The sequence below is a fragment of the Paracoccus sp. T5 genome, from assembly GCF_048538155.2.
Lineage (GTDB): Bacteria > Pseudomonadota > Alphaproteobacteria > Rhodobacterales > Rhodobacteraceae > Paracoccus.
This window is the reverse complement of sequence record NZ_CM135809.1, coordinates 148,034-165,726: the sequence shown is the minus strand read 5'-3', so window position 1 is coordinate 165,726 and position 17,693 is coordinate 148,034. Positions and strand designations below refer to the sequence as shown.

19 protein-coding genes are annotated in these 17,693 nt (G+C 57.9%); 6 read left to right on the top strand and 13 right to left on the bottom strand.

Features of this window, described 5'->3' with window-relative positions; all coding sequences use genetic code 11:
* Positions 1-14: 14 nt before the first annotated feature.
* The 3 genes from ACNR9W_RS00825 to ACNR9W_RS00815 are packed head-to-tail and all read right to left on the bottom strand — an operon-like array spanning position 15 to position 4,128.
* A complete protein-coding gene (locus ACNR9W_RS00825; RefSeq protein WP_419268663.1) occupies positions 15-710 on the bottom strand; it encodes a hypothetical protein in 696 nt (231 codons plus the stop codon).
* Positions 710-1,813 carry a hypothetical protein gene (locus tag ACNR9W_RS00820; RefSeq protein WP_419268662.1) on the bottom strand — a complete coding sequence of 368 codons (1,104 nt, stop codon included), beginning with the start codon at positions 1,811-1,813 and terminating at the stop codon, positions 710-712. The genes ACNR9W_RS00825 and ACNR9W_RS00820 overlap by 1 nt, the downstream gene beginning before the upstream one ends.
* Positions 1,810-4,128, bottom strand: coding sequence for a sensor histidine kinase (locus tag ACNR9W_RS00815; protein ID WP_419268660.1), 2,319 nt, complete (start codon positions 4,126-4,128; stop codon positions 1,810-1,812). The genes ACNR9W_RS00820 and ACNR9W_RS00815 overlap by 4 nt, the downstream gene beginning before the upstream one ends.
* Positions 4,129-5,709: 1,581 nt before the next feature.
* Between ACNR9W_RS00815 and ACNR9W_RS00810 the strand changes: the two genes are divergently transcribed.
* Positions 5,710-6,645: a cation diffusion facilitator family transporter gene (locus ACNR9W_RS00810; protein WP_265501264.1), complete on the top strand. Its 936-nt coding sequence runs from the start codon at positions 5,710-5,712 to the stop codon at positions 6,643-6,645.
* Positions 6,642-7,736, top strand: a complete 1,095-nt coding sequence (locus tag ACNR9W_RS00805; RefSeq protein WP_265501263.1) for a sodium:calcium antiporter — start codon at positions 6,642-6,644, stop codon at positions 7,734-7,736. The genes ACNR9W_RS00810 and ACNR9W_RS00805 overlap by 4 nt, the downstream gene beginning before the upstream one ends.
* Before the next feature lie 202 nt (positions 7,737-7,938).
* Here ACNR9W_RS00805 and ACNR9W_RS00800 read toward each other — a convergent pair whose 3' ends face one another.
* The 5 genes from ACNR9W_RS00800 to ACNR9W_RS00780 form a co-directional block, all read right to left on the bottom strand.
* Positions 7,939-8,091, bottom strand: coding sequence for a DUF411 domain-containing protein (locus tag ACNR9W_RS00800; RefSeq protein ID WP_265501262.1), 153 nt, complete (start codon positions 8,089-8,091; stop codon positions 7,939-7,941).
* 126 nt (positions 8,092-8,217) lie between these two features.
* Complete coding sequence (locus ACNR9W_RS00795; protein ID WP_419268658.1) at positions 8,218-8,844, bottom strand: SCO family protein; 627 nt, start codon at positions 8,842-8,844, stop codon at positions 8,218-8,220.
* A complete protein-coding gene (locus ACNR9W_RS00790; protein ID WP_265501260.1) occupies positions 8,826-9,305 on the bottom strand; it encodes a copper chaperone PCu(A)C in 480 nt (159 codons plus the stop codon). Before ACNR9W_RS00790 ends, ACNR9W_RS00795 begins: the two co-directional genes overlap by 19 nt.
* A 1-nt stretch (position 9,306) precedes the next feature.
* Positions 9,307-9,888 (bottom strand): SCO family protein, encoded by a 582-nt coding sequence (locus tag ACNR9W_RS00785; RefSeq protein WP_265501259.1) that lies wholly within the window; start codon positions 9,886-9,888, stop codon positions 9,307-9,309.
* 86 nt (positions 9,889-9,974) lie between these two features.
* On the bottom strand, positions 9,975-10,196 hold the full coding sequence (locus tag ACNR9W_RS00780; RefSeq protein ID WP_265501311.1) for a hypothetical protein: 222 nt from the start codon (positions 10,194-10,196) through the stop codon (positions 9,975-9,977).
* A gap of 146 nt (positions 10,197-10,342) precedes the next feature.
* Here ACNR9W_RS00780 and ACNR9W_RS00775 point away from each other — a divergent pair, with 146 nt between their 5' ends.
* Positions 10,343-10,501 (top strand): hypothetical protein, encoded by a 159-nt coding sequence (locus ACNR9W_RS00775; protein ID WP_322626727.1) that lies wholly within the window; start codon positions 10,343-10,345, stop codon positions 10,499-10,501.
* 9 nt (positions 10,502-10,510) lie between these two features.
* Here ACNR9W_RS00775 and ACNR9W_RS00770 read toward each other — a convergent pair whose 3' ends face one another.
* The 5 genes from ACNR9W_RS00770 to ACNR9W_RS00750 are packed head-to-tail and all read right to left on the bottom strand — an operon-like array spanning position 10,511 to position 14,965.
* Complete coding sequence (locus ACNR9W_RS00770) at positions 10,511-11,170, bottom strand: DsbA family protein (protein WP_265501258.1); 660 nt, start codon at positions 11,168-11,170, stop codon at positions 10,511-10,513.
* Positions 11,167-11,604 carry a disulfide bond formation protein B gene (locus ACNR9W_RS00765; protein WP_265501257.1) on the bottom strand — a complete coding sequence of 146 codons (438 nt, stop codon included), beginning with the start codon at positions 11,602-11,604 and terminating at the stop codon, positions 11,167-11,169. The genes ACNR9W_RS00770 and ACNR9W_RS00765 overlap by 4 nt, the downstream gene beginning before the upstream one ends.
* The gene (gene lspA, locus ACNR9W_RS00760) at positions 11,591-12,073 is read right to left on the bottom strand and encodes a signal peptidase II (RefSeq protein ID WP_265501256.1); all 483 of its coding nucleotides are present in this window, start codon (positions 12,071-12,073) and stop codon (positions 11,591-11,593) included. Before lspA ends, ACNR9W_RS00765 begins: the two co-directional genes overlap by 14 nt.
* Positions 12,070-12,693, bottom strand: a complete 624-nt coding sequence (locus ACNR9W_RS00755) for a methyltransferase family protein (protein ID WP_265501255.1) — start codon at positions 12,691-12,693, stop codon at positions 12,070-12,072. Before ACNR9W_RS00755 ends, lspA begins: the two co-directional genes overlap by 4 nt.
* A 4-nt stretch (positions 12,694-12,697) precedes the next feature.
* On the bottom strand, positions 12,698-14,965 hold the full coding sequence (locus ACNR9W_RS00750; protein WP_265501254.1) for a heavy metal translocating P-type ATPase: 2,268 nt from the start codon (positions 14,963-14,965) through the stop codon (positions 12,698-12,700).
* A gap of 88 nt (positions 14,966-15,053) precedes the next feature.
* Here ACNR9W_RS00750 and ACNR9W_RS00745 point away from each other — a divergent pair, with 88 nt between their 5' ends.
* From ACNR9W_RS00745 to ACNR9W_RS00735, 3 genes are all read left to right on the top strand, one after another.
* Positions 15,054-15,488, top strand: coding sequence for a MerR family transcriptional regulator (locus tag ACNR9W_RS00745; RefSeq protein ID WP_265501308.1), 435 nt, complete (start codon positions 15,054-15,056; stop codon positions 15,486-15,488).
* A 491-nt stretch (positions 15,489-15,979) separates the two neighbouring features.
* Positions 15,980-17,161 (top strand): M23 family metallopeptidase, encoded by a 1,182-nt coding sequence (locus tag ACNR9W_RS00740; RefSeq protein WP_265501253.1) that lies wholly within the window; start codon positions 15,980-15,982, stop codon positions 17,159-17,161.
* A 41-nt stretch (positions 17,162-17,202) separates the two neighbouring features.
* Positions 17,203-17,334, top strand: coding sequence for a hypothetical protein (locus ACNR9W_RS00735; protein WP_265501252.1), 132 nt, complete (start codon positions 17,203-17,205; stop codon positions 17,332-17,334).
* Positions 17,335-17,693 lie beyond the last annotated feature (359 nt).

Below are 17,693 nucleotides of genomic sequence, written 5' to 3'. Positions count from 1 at the left end.
TGGGGCGCGACCCCCTATGTCCAATTCGTCGCCCAGACATCGCGCAAGATAGTTGAACCAGCCGGAGTATCGAGGCACCTTTGCAGTCGATGCAGGTAACTCTCATAGCATAGCTTCTGGAATAGGTTGATATTTGTACACCAGCTGCGATCCTCGCGAAGCGTCTCCCATTTTTGTTCGAAGAAGTTCGCAACTATCATTTCGCACGACAGTGCAAGTTCCATCGGGGGATGGCACCATCTCGGCTCTTTCACTGGGTGGTCTTCACTGCGATCATAGCCGCTATTTCTTCCTCCAAACTGAAGGTGAAACAGCGGCCCTGACTGAGCCGCCGAGCCGGAACCATTTGCTAAGTCAATATGCCAACGAGAAAGAGGCTCTCCGGCTTCGTCTTCAAGGAGAACTGCCAAGTCAAAGGAACTGAAGGGGGGTCGATCCCTTAGGCTCTGGTCCACAAGAATATTTGCGTAGTCAATTCTAGGCCGAACCTTTTTCCCATCTGAAGTCTTTCCGATTTTGAAGCGCACAGGTGCGCCGCGAGTAACTTCAAGCACCCAGGGTTGGTTGCGCCTTGTTGCCTTCAAATCCCTCGCTACATCAAACAGAGCAGCAGCACCCTCAGGCTCGATAACTTGCGCCTCATTTAATTTGTTCGCAATGGAATGAAGTGCATTACCTGCGTCTCGAGCTTGGATTCCAGCCAATTTCATTACCCCGGAAGCTGAGACTTCTTGACTTCCTCGACGACCGCGGCATCCGCCTCGTCGATCTCGAACGGCGGGATGCTAGCTAAGTAACTGTCATCATGAATGCAGAGCCAACAAATTCTTCGGCGGCTCGAATAAGTCGTCATTCCCATTTCAAACACGCCAACGGAATGGCGAATCTCCGTCCCTCTACCACAACATGCACAAGCAAATGCGATAAGTTCATTCGCCTCACCTGTCCAAGGTGACTTTGCTGGCGGCAATTCACAGTTGAATGCTTCTGAAATTCTTTTCGCTCGCTCTCCTGAAGGTATTCCGGTAGCTTTACCGCCAAACACGCTTCGGGAGAAATCATCTAGACGGTGCGCCCAGAACCGAGTCCATCCTTCCGAGAATAATCCGTTGTACGCTAACTCCCGCTCTTGGAGTATCTTAGATACGGCAGGTGCCGCACCTTTATCTACACCAAGTCGGGCGCAAGCATCCTCAATGCCTATCAAGGGTCCTGAACGTCCAATAAGATTATTAAGAAACAGAGCAGAAACCAAGTGTGGAGCTCCTGCTCTCGCCATCGCTTGCCTCAGATCTTGAAAGTCGATTGCATAATCTTCGTCATCCGAAATTTGAGCTAACTCACTAAGGTTGAAAGCTCCGGCACTTTCGCGAAGGCGCTTATATCCTACGCACAGGCCAATCAGTCGCTGTCGGACGATAGCTCGATTGTTTTGGACCTCCTCTTTGGGGCAAACCATGTCAAACAGATCGTGAGAGGTTCGATCTGGAACGAACTGTTCACGTATCTTCTGCTCGCTGGACACCAAAACTATCGGAAAATCGTGTTGAGGCTCACTGATAGCTAGATCGCGCAATTGTTGGGCCATCGCACTTCCTTTATAGGCCTCGTTGGGCTCCATGTCGCCCAAATCTAGATCGAGCCTAAAATCTAGAACTAGAATATCGGGATGTTTTGCGAAGATGTCTTTACTGTGCTTCGAAACAGGACGCGGCCGCTCATGCTTCAGGCAAAGCTTACCACGGCTCGACATTTGTTCCGCGTAAACGGCCTCTGTGTCGTTGTCCTCAACGAAAATTCCGTTGAAAGTCATTGATCCGCCTCATTCGACAAAATTCGGAATTCAATTCGGCACGTAAATCCTTCAGTGGGTTCGGCCACGGAGACGCCGCCACCATAGCTCTTAGCAATGTCCGACACGATTTTTAGGCCTAAGCCAGTTCCTGGTCCGGCCACTCCGTCGTCTTCGGCTATCAATGTAGTTGTGTAAAAGGCGTCAAAGATCCGATTACGCTGGCTAAGCGGAATCCCAACGCCATTATCCTCGAACCCAATGACTATGTGTTTTCCATCACGCTTTGCGTCCATACGAATGAGCCGCTTCGCTACTTTTGCTTTTTTCATCGATTTTATCGAGTTCGTGAGAAAGTTGAGAAGTACAGAATCAAGCTCACTTGCGTGCATTTCAGTTGTCCGCAGGTTAGATGGCTCAACTTCGATAGGGCTGAATTCAACCCGCTGTTTGGACATGTAGCTCTCAAACTGCTCGCTAAACCGCTTTAAAGCTCCCGCAACGGAAAGTTCCCGCAACTCTCGGCTCTCCGTCCTAGACATAAGCCCCGCGATATACCCCCCAATATCGAACAATCGCCTAGTTGCGTCCTCAAGCTTTTCGTGTTGACGATAGATTTCATCTCTCTCATCACCTTTCGGTAGATTAGCAATCTCGTCGTTCATGAGTTGTAATCTTGCCCTAATGGCTTCCTGTGCCCCCTTTACTTCGTGTCCGAAGACACTGATTGAGAGTCCAAGGGAAGCTAGCAGGCGAAGCATTGCTTCGTACTGCAAAAAAGCTTCTCGCTGGCGTTCATTTTCCTCTTCTGTAGCTTTGGCATCCTCCTCCGCTGCCTTCAGGACGTTAAGAAGTTTTTCTTTAGGAAATGAACTTGGTTTGGATGAGCCTGTTCCGACTGCATCCCTTTCAGGGACATCGTCGCGAGCTTCACTTTTGTCCTCGAGTAAATCGATTGCCGTCCTGATTGATTGTGACGGAGGCCGAACCTTTGACACGAAGCCAGGTTGAGACGCTGTTTGCTTCCGATTTCGTACGGCTGCAACTCTAGTTATCGCCCATATGAGCGCCTTTTGTGCGAAATCTCTGAGCTCATCGAATGCATCGTTTTCCACCAAGCCTTCTCTGCTCGATGTCTCTTCAAGCAGTGGGTTATCTTCGCTCCCGACGCTTACTTGCCCAAAGAAATTTCGGTTATTACCTGGCATCAAGAAGTCTCTGCGCGAGACTAGATCATCCATCCCAAGCCAGTCGTCTTTAGGTTCGCCGTATGGGAGCACTCTAAAGCCGTTTCGATAGACACGAATTCCCCCATATCGACGCCCCATTTCTGCAGCGTCTACCATCCGCATTCCAGACAAAGTTTCAGAATGGTAAATGAAGTAACGTGAAGTAAGTGAAACGGGACCAACTAACGTGTACTTCTCGTCAAATCTTACGCTATCATCCAAGTCCAGCTTTTTTGACATAACTCGAACGGTTGCACATCCATGCTCGTCAATATCAGCATCAATAGTGGCAATCGCCTGACTTAAGAAGTCTTTTTCAATCGAGAAGGAGTTTTTCCTTGCATCACTTGTTTCCCCGTTCACTTTAACAGTGAAACCGGGATCGGCCTGCTTTCCAGCTTTCTTTCCGGACACGTTAGCCACCTTAAAGGGCGGCTGAAGCAATAAAACTGCTCGCCAAACCCGAGAGACTGCTGCTGGCGTCCACGCGTCGCGTAGAAAGAGCATTCTGAGCTCTGTGCCTGATGCCTCTGGGTCCTTTTCAAACTTCTGTACGCTATTAAAGATGTCGTTTAGGTCTTTTCCGGAGGTGAACTCTTGATCCCAGTTGAAAAACACCGAGTACCCGTGCGGTTCTCCAATTGGGCTTGTACGAAGCTCTAGCCGTTTCGCAAGTCGCTGGACAGCGAAACGACCGATTCCTTTCCTGCCAGCTCGTCTTCGATTGTATCGTGGGGATAATGGCTGCTCTGCCTTTGAATCGGTTGAAATTCTCATCCAGCTGTTTCGAATGACATCCAGGGTCATACCAGAACCATTGTCGGAAATAGTCAATGAGCCGCCGACCCAGTGGCTTTTCTCGAAGTTCAAATTGACTTCCGTCGCATCGGCGTCAAATGCGTTTTTGATGAGCTCAGATAGCGCTGTATCCTTTTTCCCGACAAGCTCTACCCCAAGCCTTTGAATGTGGCCAGCATCTACCGAGAATCGAACATTGGTTGGGTCTTGCGAAACCTCGCCGCGGCTTAAGCTCTCAACAAGCCTCCAATCAGGATTATCTTTTTGCAACTCTCGTTCAATCTGATTTTTTGCGTTCTGGTTGGTCATAGCACTCGATCAATCAAGAGTTTCTATAGGACTTGAATCTTTGGTCGCAGTTTTTCTTTGTCTACCAGACCATAGTGTTCTGTAGTTTACGTTTCTAGTGGAGGCATATCTAGATGGCATTAGTCTGAGGTGCCGCTTTTGATGTGCCTTTCCGGCATTTACGGCTCTTTTACTCGCCCGGTGACGTTCAAATGCGGTTGCCCGGTCGAAGGGCCCACGGCCGGGCGGTTAAGGGACGTTCCGCCTTGCGCGCCGCCTCAACGTCCGCTCTCGCATCTTCTGCGGTCGCTATACCTGACTGCAGCTGTCCAATGTTCGAAAACTCAGTCCTGCGGCGTGCTAGTGCAAGTAGTCAAAACATCTTTCTGCGCGCTGACCTAGCCCGTTTCACCTGAACTGATTTGTGGGGTTGTCATGTCGGAAGATGTTCTTGTTGTAGAAAGGCTTAGCTGAAGTATCTGAGCTCTGGGACACACTCCGCGTTCGGCGGAAAAAAGTCGCGTGGAGCTATCTTCCTAACGGCGCCCATTCGAGCTCTTAGGAAGCCCTGATATATTTAGAATTTTGTCGATGTATGCGCCAGACATCTGGCCACTTCATCAAAGCACCTGTGTGGGCACTCTCCGCCCGAAGGCAAGCTTCTTGACAGAAAGGGAAGAAGTATCTGCCCTTAAACACAAAATGGCAGGGGTCAGATAGTCCTGCCTTCAGAGAGGGGAAAAGTTGCATGAAAACAGTAAGGCTCATCCTCGATGCGAAGGTGGGCTTGCCTTTCCTGTCACAAAGGTCTGCCTCTGATAGGCCCCAGCCCAATCTCCAATGCGTGTCTTGATCCAGTCCGACATGTCGTGGCGCTCCTTCCTGTTCCGCCAGTGGCGAAGCCATCGCTGCTTTTCACTTTGGATGACTTCATGTCATCCGAAGGGCAAAGCAGGGTGGGCGCAGCCCGACCTGCGGCCGGACGGTGATCTGACACACGGGGCCGGAGCGGTGAAATTGGGAGGGACCCGCGCCCTGGCGTGGGAGGAACCGGATTTCTCCGTGGAGGCTGACGCGCAGCGGCACCAGAGCCCGTGTTCAGATCGCCGGCCGGATGGCAGGCGGAAAAGCGAAATGAAAGATCGTCAGCTGTGCCAGAGCGAAGCGGAGGCGCGGCTGTCCGCTGGATCAGCGATCGCGGTGCCCGCGATCACCATGCCCTTGAAAAAGCGGCCTCTCAGCTACAGACCGGCATCGACGCGAAGAGCCTATCACCGACATTCGGGCAGGCCGCAGCGAATGCGGCTGCAGCAAGAGCAGTTAGCCGTAGGCCGTCGGTTAAAGCTGGAACGATGCCGCTGTGTAGCTTGCCGAACCCGGTCATTCAGGATTGCTGTAGCAGTGCGGATGAGCAGTACCGCTAATCAAAAGTATTCTCCGACGCACTGAAATGCCGAAGCGCGATTAGTGACCAACGCGAGGCAACCGATTAGGTAGTTACGAGGTCCGTCTCCTTGCAGCGCTTTCCTCCAAAGAAGGTCACGCTGCTTACTGAAACAATCCCGTTTCTCTGGTGTTGAGCCAGCAAAGAAGGAGTAGCGCATGGGTTCAGGACATCGCCACGGCTCAGGCGGGCACGGACATGGGCACGGGAGCGAGCGCGCGATCGCCATCGCTGCGCTGCTGACAGGCGGCTTCATGCTAGCGGAGGTGGCCGGGGGCCTCATCTCCGGTTCGCTTGCCCTTCTGGCTGACGCCGGGCACATGCTGACGGACTTTGCGTCGCTCGTCCTGGCCTGGCTGGCATTCCGCTTCGCGCGGCGTCCGGCGACCTGGCGGCAGACCTACGGTTTCGACCGCCTGAGCGTCCTTGCAGCCTTCGTCAACGGCCTGTCGCTCTTTGTCATCGCCGGCTGGATCACCTATGAGGCGCTCCAGCGCCTCTGGGACCCGGGCGAGGTGCTGGGCGGCGTGATGCTCTGGATCGCCGTCGCCGGGCTTATCGTCAACATCCTGGCCTTCTGGGTTCTGACCAGGGGCGAAGGCGAAAACCTCAATATTCGGGCCGCCGCCCTGCATGTCGCCGGCGACCTTCTCGGGTCGGTCGCAGCGATCGTGGCGGCGCTGGTAATCCTCTGGACCGGCTGGACCCCGATCGACCCCCTCCTGTCGGTTCTCGTGGTTCTCATCATCCTGCGCTCGGCCTGGAAGGTCGTCGCGGAAAGCGGCCACATGCTGCTCGAAGGAGCTCCGGCAGGGTTCGATGCACGCGAGGTCGCGACAGATCTGGCCCAATGCGTTCCGGGTGTGCTCCGCGTTCACCATGTTCATGCCTGGTCCATCACGCAAGAGCGGCCGATCGTGACGCTGGAAGCACAGGTGTCCCCCGGCACCGACCACGACGCCGTCCGCCGCGCCATCAAATCCCGCCTCTCCGAGCATTTCGGAGTGGGGCATGCCACGGTGGAAATACAGGAGGTCAAGGCGCCCGCCGATCCAGTCGAAGCAAGCACAGCCACCGCAGAGGTGGCGCCATGAGCGGCAGCTTGTTCATCTGGATACCGGTCCTGCTTGCTGCGGTCTGGGCCGCACATTGGGGTGCCGAGCATCTTGCCGACCCGTTGAAGAAGCTGCGCCGGCAATGGGGCTTCTCGGTTGCGGCGGGCGGGGCCTTTGTGGGGCTTGCCGCCGCCTCGCCCGAGATCGGGATCAATACCACGAGCGCCATCCGCGGGGTCAGCGACATCGGCCTTGGCGCACTCCTCGGCTCGAACGTCCTGGCCATTCCGATGATGGTGGTGACCGCCTATCTCGCTACGCGGAAGAAAGGCATCGGCGGCGAAGGTGGGCATCCCGATCACGAGGCGCATCGGGGCGAACACCTGTTGCAGGTCGACCCGCAGGCCGTGACGGTCCAAGCGCTGCCCTACCTCGGCATCATCGCTCTCTTCGCGCTCCTGACCCTGCCGGCCCCGTGGCGGGGCTTGCAGCCGCTGGACGGCTGGATCTTGCTGATCGGCTATCTCGCCTACGTCGCCCAAGCCCTCCTTCGCGGCCGAAAGGAGGGCGAGGACGTAAACTGGAAGCGGAAGGAAAAGTGGAAAGCCGCGGCCGGTGTCGGGGCGCTGGCAATCGGCGCCTATTTCACCGTCTTCTCGACCGAGAAGATCGTCGGCGCACTGGGGCTTTCGAAGATCATTGGCGGGCTTTTTATCACAGCTCCGATCGCGGCGCTGCCCGAGGTCTTCGCGACCTGGTACGTGGCCCGCAGCGGCCAGGTTACGTCGGGCGTCACAAGCGTGATCGGCGATCATGCCGTGACAATGACCCTGGCCTTCATCCCGCTGACGATCATCGGCATGCCCATCGAGAACATGCAGCTGTTTGCGGTGACCCTCGCCTTCGTAGCGATCATGCCGATGCTTTACGCCATGTTCATCTGGTGGGGCGGGCGTGAGCGCGGGTTTCAGCGTTGGCAGGTGTTTGCCCTGCCAGCAGTCTACGCTCTCTTCATCGCCGTGATCGTCTTCTGGGTGCAGCCGTTCGACGAGGGGGCGCAGGGTGGCTCCGGAGGAACGTCATCCGGCCAGGAGCAAGAGGCATCATCCGCAGGTCGTTCAAGCAGCTGAACCAGCGCTAATCGACGTCTCTCCAGCCGGTGCACGGCAAGTTTTCAGTGTGCTGCACATGCGCAGGCGACACCTGACGTGTGGTCGCGCACAGTTCCCCACTTCCTGAGCAGCTATCCGGGCTTGTCATCTCCCTCTTGTTTCGTCAGGCGACATCGAGAGATGCACGGGCATTTGCTACACCTTGCAGCCGCAGTGAGGGTCAGCCTGGTCGGGTATCGGCAGCAGGAACGTGGCTCTCCAGGAAATAGCCATCGATGGAACCAGTATGGCAGGTCGAGTGCTCGACGGGCACGCCAAGGTCCAGCTTGTGCTGCATGAGAAGGGTGCCGAAGCGCTCTTCATGTGTTCTCAAAGCCGCTGTCCTGCAGGTGGCGGGTCCATTGCTTGCAGCACTTGCATCCGGTGCCTTCGACGTGGCAGGGCGCCTGCTGCTGCGGCGGCACACAGTAACGTCCGTCGGGTCATAACGGGTCACTATCTATCCCTCTCGCTCAAGCGCCTGCCGGATCTTCGGCACGGCAAACTGCGGGTCTTCGTGCAGGTCGATGATGCTCGACAGCCGCCCGTCGGGCCGAAACAAGAACACGCCAGCGGTGTGATCCATCGTATAGTCGCCATCTTTCCGGGGGACGCGCCGGACTGTCACGTCGAAGGCTTCTACTGCGCGGGCAACCTCGTCCGGGGTTCCCGTCAGGCCGGTGATGCGAGGGTCGAAGTTCGACAGGTAGTCGGCCAGCACCTCAGGGCTGTCGCGCTCGGGATCGACCGTGACGAGGTGAACAGCAAGCCGGTCCGCCTCCGGGCCAAGCTTGTCCAGCCACTCGCTGATGTTGAGAAGCGTCATCGGACACACATCTGGGCACCAGGTGAAGCCGAAGAAGACAAGGCTTGCCTCGCCGACCCAATCCTGCGGGCTGACCCTTTCATTGTCGTGGCTGGTGAGCTGCCATGACATGGCTCCCAAGTCGGCAGCGCGTATGCCGCTGACTAGCGCAGCCTCCTGCTGCCAAGGCAGATCGCCGCTGCGCCACGCGCCGACCGCCAGCATGAAGCCCAACGCGGACAGCAGCCCGACGCTGCTAAGGATCAGGGTGCGTCGCCGCATGCAGCCTCGCGTGCGCGCAGAGGGAGGACCGCCGTTTCGACCGAAACGGGACCTGCGTTCTCGAACTTCAGCGTCACGGGGAAGCTCTCTCCGTCTTTCAGCTCTTCTTCGAGATCCATGAGCATGCCATGATAGCCGCCCGGTGCCAAACTGACGGTCTGTCCTGCGGGGATCGAGATATCGGAGGCGTGCGGCATGCTGGCCACGCCATCCGTCATCACCGTTTCGTGGAGCATGGGCATCCCGGCCACAGGGGTCTCGATCCCGGTCAGGCGGTCATCTGTGCTGCCGTTGTTCCGGATGGTGACATAAAAAACGGCGGGACGCGCCGTTCCGATGGTCGCCCGTGACCAGGCCGCGCTGATCAGAAGCTGGCCTTGAGATACTTCGGCGCAGTCGGCAAGCGCAACGGCGGGCAGCATCACGGCGAGCCCCATTCCGGCTAGGAGTGATTTCAGCATGTTAAAGGCGTCCTTTGAGGTCAGCAATGATGTCATCCGCAGGTGTTCCGTACTCGAACTGGCGCAACCATTCGCCGCGCGGACCAAGTAGGTAAAGGCTGGAGCTGTGCGACATGGTGTAGCCCCCCGGCGCCGAGGCATCCTCTTGTCTGTCACCAAAGACCTTGAAGCTGTTGACAGCTGATTTGGTGGCCGCCTTGTCTCCGGCCAGTCCCAGGATGCTGGGATGGAACGCCGCCAGATACTCACCCAGGCCACTCTCCCGGTCCCGCGCCGGATCGACCGAAATGAACAGAGGCTGCACGTCCTCCGCCTCCGGTCCCAGGTCATCCATGACCTGAGCGACTTCCGCCATTGTGGTCGGGCAGACGTCCGGGCAGTTCGTGAAGCCAAAGAAGACCAGAAGATGTTTGCCCCTGAATTCCTCCGCCGTGCGGACCGTCCCTGCCTCATCCGGCAAAGAGAACTCCGGCTTGAACGCGGCGGCTTGCTCCTGCCTGTCTGCACGCCAGAGCAGCGCGCCCACGCCAACGAGTGACACGGCCACAGCGACCCAAAGGGCGATCCTGATTTTCTTCAGCATATCGACATCCCACCTTTGCGGCCGCCCTAGCACCTCTAGCCACCTGAGGTTCAAGCAGCTTTGGCCAATCTCACGGCTTTGTCAGTTCAGCTGGTTTCGGCTACGGCGTTCCTGACGGCGGCGCTCAAGGTTTCAAAACTGGGGTTGGTGAGCGGTCGGCCATTCAGGAAGAAGGTCGGCGTGGCACGCACCCATCGGCTGAAGGTCCACCACATCATGGTATCGCTAAGGCGATTCAAGGCGTGCGTGAAGCACGGCGCGACGAATTGACCGAAGATTATGCCGAGCTGATTGCAGAGCTTATCCATGAACACGGAGAGGCGCGGCTGATCGTCATCGCCGCACGCTTGGGCGTGCGCCGACGGCGACAAAGGCGCTGGACCCATTGGCTCGTAAAGGACTGATCTCTCGCGAACGATACAGATCGGCCTTTTTGACGGAAGAAGGACATGCCTTGGCACGCGAGTGCCGCCGCCATCCCGAGATCGTCCCGCGTTTCCTGATCCGTCTCGGCTTTGATGCCAAGACGGGGGAGCGGGATGCCGGAAGCATCGAGCATCATGTGAGCGAGCGAACGCTGGCCCTGTTCGCGGCCTATGCAGACGAGGGCTGAGGTCTGCGATCAGGATGTTTCGACGGCGTTGCGGACGTCCGAAATCAGGTTCTCAAACGTAACGTTCGTCAATTGGCGCCCGTCTAGGAAGAAAGTGGGCGTCTGGCGCACGCCCAGTGTCTTCAGATCGGCAGCATCCTGATTGAGGATACCCACAATGTCCGGCGACAGGCGCATGCTTTGGGCCCTTTCCAGGTCAAGACCGGCAGCCCCGGCAATCTGCCAAGCCAAGTCCATTCGGGGGGCGCCATGCACTGCCCATTCGGGCTGCCGCTCCAGCAGCGCCTCAAGGACGGGCTCAAACTGATCCTGCATCCGTGCAGTTTCCAGAATGCGAACGGCCTCGTCAGATCCTTCGTGAAAAGCCGCATAGCGCATGACGACGCGAACCTGGTCGGGAAACTGAGTGAGGATGTCCTGAACAACCGGGTGAAAAGCGCGACACGCCTCGCACGACGGGTCGAAGAATTCGACCAGAGTGACCGGAGCATCCTCGGGGCCGAAGCTGGGGGAGTAACCACGCACCAGCACCTCCGTGTCTGCCGCCGGGGCCGCGGCGGCTTGGGCCTCTGCCTCGGCCTGCCGGTTGCGAGTCATCACGATCGCGCCACCGCCAAAGGCGGCAAGGCCTATGGCCGAAGCTCCGATTATAAGAGAACGGCGATTCATGAACGTTTTCCTTTCAGTGACAAGAGGCAGACAATAATTGCAGCAAACGCGAGCAGCGCCAGATAGGGGATAGGCACGCTCAGGATGGTCTGCGCCTGATCGGTGCAGGACGGGCCGTCCTTGGTACAGGGCGCAACGGCCTTGGGGATCAGCCCGGCGTAAAGTCCCGAATGCCAGCCCGCCAGCACCAGACCTGCAAGCGCCAGCGGCAGGCCGTAAAGCCGCGCCACGCCGTCGTTGCGCCAAAGCGAGATGGTCAGGATTGGCACCAGCGGGAACATCGCGATGCGTTGGTACCAGCACAGGACGCAGGGCATCTGCCCCAGGACCTCACCGATGAACAATGCACCAAGGGTTGCGGTCAGGGCGATCAGGAAGGCCGCCAGCAGGGTAAGCTCGTCCCGGGTCACGCCCCGTGTCTTAGTTGCGGTCAAGAAGCGACTCCTTGCGGCCTGTGGCGAATGTGGCGATGACGATGATCAGCCCGCCGAGCGTGATCGCGATATCGGCGCCATTGAAGGTGGGCCAATGCCAGTCACGCCAGTAGAGGTCCAGGAAGTCAGTCACGGCACCCTGCCGCAACCGGTCGATGATGTTACCAAGGGCACCGCCCACGATCAGGGCAAGACCGGTGCGCTCGAGGCGGTTGTCGGTGCGAAACGCCATAACGGAAAAGATCAGGGCAAGCGCGCCAGTCAGCGCCGCCATGAGTAGAGGCCTGCCCCCCATGAGGTTCGACATCATGCCGAAGCTGGCGCCTTCGTTGAAGCTAAGCGTCAGATCGAAGCCCGGTAGAACCGGCAGGATCTGACCCGGAGAGATCAATGACATCGCCGCGGCCTTTGTGGCCTGATCTGCCAGCACTGTGGCCGCGATTCCGAAAATGGTCAGAGCAGCCTTCAACTTGAGGTTCTCCTGTGAAAGCCGATCCAGCGCGGCACGGTCGCCAGGTAGCGGCTGTAGTCTGCACCAAGCGCCTGCTTCAACTCACTTTCCTCTGAGCGGATCTGCGTGGACGCAGACCAAAGGAAAAGCAGCGGCGCGAGAATTGTCGGAACAGCCGGGATCGCAAGAGAAACTCCCGCCAACAGAATGATCTGGCCCATAAAAGTCGGGTTGCGACTGAAGCGATAAAGCCCGCCCGAAACCAGTGTACCCGTCGCGCCCTCGGCCACACCGACCCGCCATGAGCTTCCCATGGACATCTGCGCGGCAAAAGCCAGCATGGCGCCGGCTCCGGAAACAAATATTCCGATCAGGCCAAGCGCCACTGCCTCGCCCTCGGTCCAGAAAGGGTCGGACTTGTGCAGGGAAGGCCAGACCAGCCAAAGCAGCGGCCCGAGAAAGGCCAGAACAAATGCTGCGCGAAAGCCAAAAGCCGCCCAACGGTCGCGTCCTCTTGCTTGACCAAACAGCCAGACGGACCTGTTCGCCGCCTGGGCCGCCAGGGCACTGCCCCAGAAAAAGAGCAGTAGATAGCCTGCCAACAGCGCCAAGGCCGCCCAGCCAAATTCCGACAGCATGGCTTCAGCCCTCGCGTTCGGGATTGAAACGCAACAAGCGCAGGGCGTTCAGCGTCACCAGCACGGTTGCCCCCGTATCGGCGAGGATTGCGATCCAGAGGCCTGTGATCCCGAGGATCGTGGTGACCAGAAAGACTGCCTTCAGCCCGAGCGCGATGGTCACGTTCTGCCGTATGTTGGTCATGGCCGCGCGCGCCAGCCGGATCTGGGCCGGAACATCCGTCACGCGGTCACGCAAAATGGCCGCATCGGCCGTTTCCAAAGCAACATCAGTGCCTGAACCCATGGCAACACCAATGCTGGCCTGCTTAAGGGCAGGGGCGTCATTGATGCCGTCCCCGATCATCATCACGCCGCCATGTTCATTCATGTCGCGGATCATGCTGAGCTTGTCTTCGGGCATCATGTCGGCCCGAAACTCCATGCCAAGACCACCGGCGATGGCCGCTGCAGTACGCGGGTTGTCTCCAGTCAGAATGACGGACGTGATCCCCATGGCTGAGAGCTGGCGGACAGCCTCTGCGGCGTCGTTTCGTGACTCGTCCCGCATGGCGATCAGGCCAAGCGGTGTCCCTTCGCGATAAACCGCGACGGCCGTCTTGCCCTCTTCCTCAAAGATTGTCGCTTGCCGCAAGCTGTCGGTGTGGATGCCGTTATTCTCGGATGCATAGCGAGGAGACGTAACCCAAGCGGGCGCGTCACCCACGGTTGCGACCACGCCTCTGCCCGCCAATGCCTTGGCCTCGCGCGCTGGCAAGGCTTTGACACCTGCCGACTTGGCTTTGTTCAGGATGGCGATGGCCAGCGGGTGGCTTGACCCGCTTTCGACCCCTGCAGCCACCGCCAGAAGCTCGGCTTCTGTTGTCCTGCCGAATGGCACAAGGTCCGTGACTTCGGGGCGGCCGTGAGTGAGAGTTCCCGTCTTGTCGAAAGCGACCTTGGAGACCTTGGCGGCCGCTTCGATGACCGCTCCGCCCTTCATCAACAGTCCCCGGCGAGCACCAGTGGACAGCGCCGACGCGATGGAGGCCGGAACCGAGATCACTAACGCGCAGGGGCAGCCGATCAGCAGAAGCGCAAGACCGCGATAGATCCAGGTGTCCCAAGCCTGACCATAGAATAGCGGCGGCACCACAACCACCAGGACCGAAACTGCAACGATGGCAGGCATGTACCAGCGACTGAACCGGTCAATGAAGCGTTCGGTCGGCGCGCGCGCTTCCTCGGCCTCTTCCACGAGGCGAATGATCCGCGAGATGGTATTGTCTTCAGCGGCTTTGGTCACAGTGATCCGCAGCGCCGCTTCGGTGTTGATGGAGCCCGCAAAGACTGCGTCCCCCGGCCCGCGCGTCTTCGGCACACTTTCCCCCGTCACCGGGCTTTCATCGATGCCGGAACGGCCTTCAGCGATGTTTCCATCAGCCGGAATGCGGTCGCCGGGGCGGACAAGCACGGTTTGGCCGACAAGCAGGCTGGCAGCCGCCACTTCGCGTGTTGAGCCGCCGACTTCCAGCAGCGCAGTCTTGGGAACCAAGTTCGCCAGCGCACGGATGCCGTCACGCGCCTTACCGGCAGCGACACCTTCCAGCACCTCTCCGACTGCAAAGAGAAACACCACAAGCGCGGCCTCTTCGGCCGCGTCGATGAACAAGGCGCCGATCGCGGCGATGGTCATCAGGCCCTCGATGGTGAACGGCTGGCCCAATCGTGCCGCGGCAAAGGCGCGACGTGCAATGGGTGCGACTCCAATCAAGCAGGCCGCACCGAATGCCCATGTGCCGATCCGAGGGGCAACCAACTCCACGCCCCAGGCTGCCGCAAGCAGCAGGGCCGTAAAGATCACCAGCTTGCCCTTGCCCGTTTGATACCAGTTTTTGCCACGATCAGCAGGGTCGTCATGAACATGACCGAGGCTGCCATGACCTGAGGAGTCTGCCGCAGGCTGGCTCGTCTGAAGCTCTAGATGCCCTTGCTGATCGTGACGTGAATCAGCCTCCGGCGCGGAACCTGGCAGGACAAAGGCCTTTTTTCCCGCACCACGCGGCGCGATACCGTAGCCAAGCGCCCGCACGGTCTTTTCGACCTTTTTGCGGTCAGTCTTTTCTTCGTCCAGCGTCAAGCGCAGGCGTTCCGACATGATGCCGATTTCGACACCGCTGACGCCTGGCAGGCGAGACACCGCGGCTCTCACTTTTGTGGCACAGGAGGCGCAATCCATGCCTGACACCGTCCAGTCGCAGGCTGTTTCGCCTGCCGCATCTCGGTTCGTCATCGTCTTTTCCTCCGCCAGGACACGGCAGTTGTCTTTTCTGATTCGTATTCTTAATGTCTCTAGCTGCTATAGCTTCAAGAGGGATTTGATGCTGACCATCGGCAAACTCAGCGTATCAACCGGAGTGAAAGTCCCGACGATCCGTTATTACGAGCAGATCGGCCTGCTGCCCGAAGCGGAGCGCAGTGCAGGCAACCAGCGCCTGTACGACCGGAAAGCTCTGGAGCGGTTGGCGTTCATCCGGCATGCGCGGGAGCTTGGATTCTCACTTGAGGCCATTAGGGATCTGCTCAGCTTGTCGGATAATCCCGATCAGCCTTGCTCAGCAGCGGATGCCATTGCTCGGGCTCAGCTGATTGAGGTCGAAAGCCGTCTTGCGCGGCTGGCGGCACTAAAAGCTGAGCTTGAGCGCATGGTGGTGCAATGCGACGGAAACAGAATTGCCGACTGCCGAGTGATCGAAGTGCTGGGCGATCACTCACTCTGCATCACTGACCATGTGACCGAGGATGCCATTCACTGAGGGAGACCGTACATCCGATGCTAGTCGCATCTACCGCACACACGCCGACTCTTCAATCGAGAAGCTTGACACCCACTGGATGCGCTGGATTGGCTTTTCGTCTTTCATCGGCTCGAACGACTGACAAATTGGTGAACCCGATAATAATCAACTTGAACCTCTAGCTGCTTGAGGTTTCAGAAGGCGCGCAACAGTCGCAACAAGCAGGGCACAGGAATGATATCTTTTGGACACCAAGCAGTCCGATGCTGACGCTCCTAGGAGCTATTCTGGGCGTATGGCGCGGGTTGGATCGCGTACGCCAGCTTGGTGGGAACAGAATGGACATGATCCAGTATGCCCTCGCTCACGCAATCGCCTTCGGATTGATGGGGACATTTGTTGGAATCTATCTCGGACGATTCATGATGCCATGAACCCAAATGCAGCGGCTTACTGGCCTTTCCTGGAGCCGGAGCGAGGCTAACATACATCTTACGGAATGAAATTCGATGATCTTGCGAATCCTGCTTCTTGTCGGCGCTGTTGCCGTGACCGCGCCGTTACATGCCGAAACACTGAGCGAACCCGCACCAGAAGCGGGACCAGCAACCAATCTCTCGCAGCACGAAGTGGTGGAGGGCGATACGCTGGACGCGATCCTGTCTCGTGCGGGAATAGCCGCGGAAACGCGAAACGAGGCGGCACTGGCAATCTCGGGTGTCTTCGATCTGTCAACCTTGATCCCAGGCCAAGTGCTGAGATGGCGCGTGTCGGAAGATGATCCTGCCCGCCTGGACCACCTGTCATTGTTGGTCAAGAACGGGACCGACATTGTCCTCGACTTCAGCAAACCTCTTGAGGCTGCCTTGGTCGACACTCAGATACAGATACGCAATCGCCGCGAGTCTTTCATGCTCGTTAGTTCGCTTTATGATGCGCTCGCAGAACGTGAGGCGCCTGAGAGCTTTGCCGTCGATCTTGCTGCGCTCCTGGCGGGACAGGTTGATTTCCGCCGTGACCTGAAAGGTGGAGAACGCGTGGCGCTGATTTGGCAGGAAACTGCCCTACCTGACGGGACAATTATGGGAGAACCCCAGCTGTCTTATGCCCGGCTGGAGTTGAGTGGGCATACTTATGAAATGGTAGCAGGTCCCCCGGACGAACCAGCCATTCTGTTCAAGGACGGCACGCGGGTGCAACATTCCGCCAGACCCGTCATCGGTGCACGTCTATCTTCGGTCTTTGGCAAGCGAAAGCACCCGGTTCTTGGCGTCGAGCGAATGCATACCGGAGTAGATTACGCCGCAAAGATTGGCACGCCTGTCAGGGCAACCGGTGCGGGCACGGTGATTTTTGCAGGAGGTATGCGGGGATATGGCCGGACAATCGATATAGACCATGGCGGCGGCGTCGTGACTCGCTATGCACATTTGTCCCGCTTTGCCCCCGGCATAAAAAGGGGCACCCAAGTGAGCGCTAATGATACTATTGGCGATGTCGGTGCGACGGGCCTCGTGAGCGGGCCGAACCTTCACTACGAAGTTCGTGTCGATGGCCAGCCGACGGACCCAACCGAGAAATCGCTGGCATCGGAGGCCACGGAGATCAAGACAGGTGACCTGTTGATGCTTGCGGCGGCAAGGGTCGCCACCGGGTTCTTCATCCGCACGACGACAGAGAACAGAGGCTAATTGCAGCCGCAGATGAGGCCGGCCGGAGGAGGTCCCATAGGATGTCATGGATCAAGTTCGGTGGTCGGCTTAATCATCCGGAAGCCGATATCGTCGATGTTGCATTGAGGACACCTGAGTTGCAACGCGCAGGTTCGCAGGGATCACCAGGTATTCGCCAGGCATTGGGGTGAATGGACCTCAACTCGATCCTTGCGGAGACTACTCCGGCAGCTGGCTTGTACCTGCCTGCTATTTGCAATAGCTGATGTTAAGTCATTTCCAGAAGGCAAGATCATGGTTCCGAGCTTACAGATGAAAGCAAAACCATTGGTGATTATGCTCGCGATCTCTCTCCTCGGAGGATGCTCTGCAATGTCGGCTGATGCCGTTGCGGAGCCGCAGAAACTTCCAGAGGAAGTGGTCGCATTGGCCGCTCCGCATCAAAATGTTGCGACCGCTCGCCTCCAGACAGAGGATAACTGCTATTGGTATGAGCATGTCGGTCCAGTGGAAACGACGCTTCTGCCGCTTCTATCGCGGCGAGGAGGCC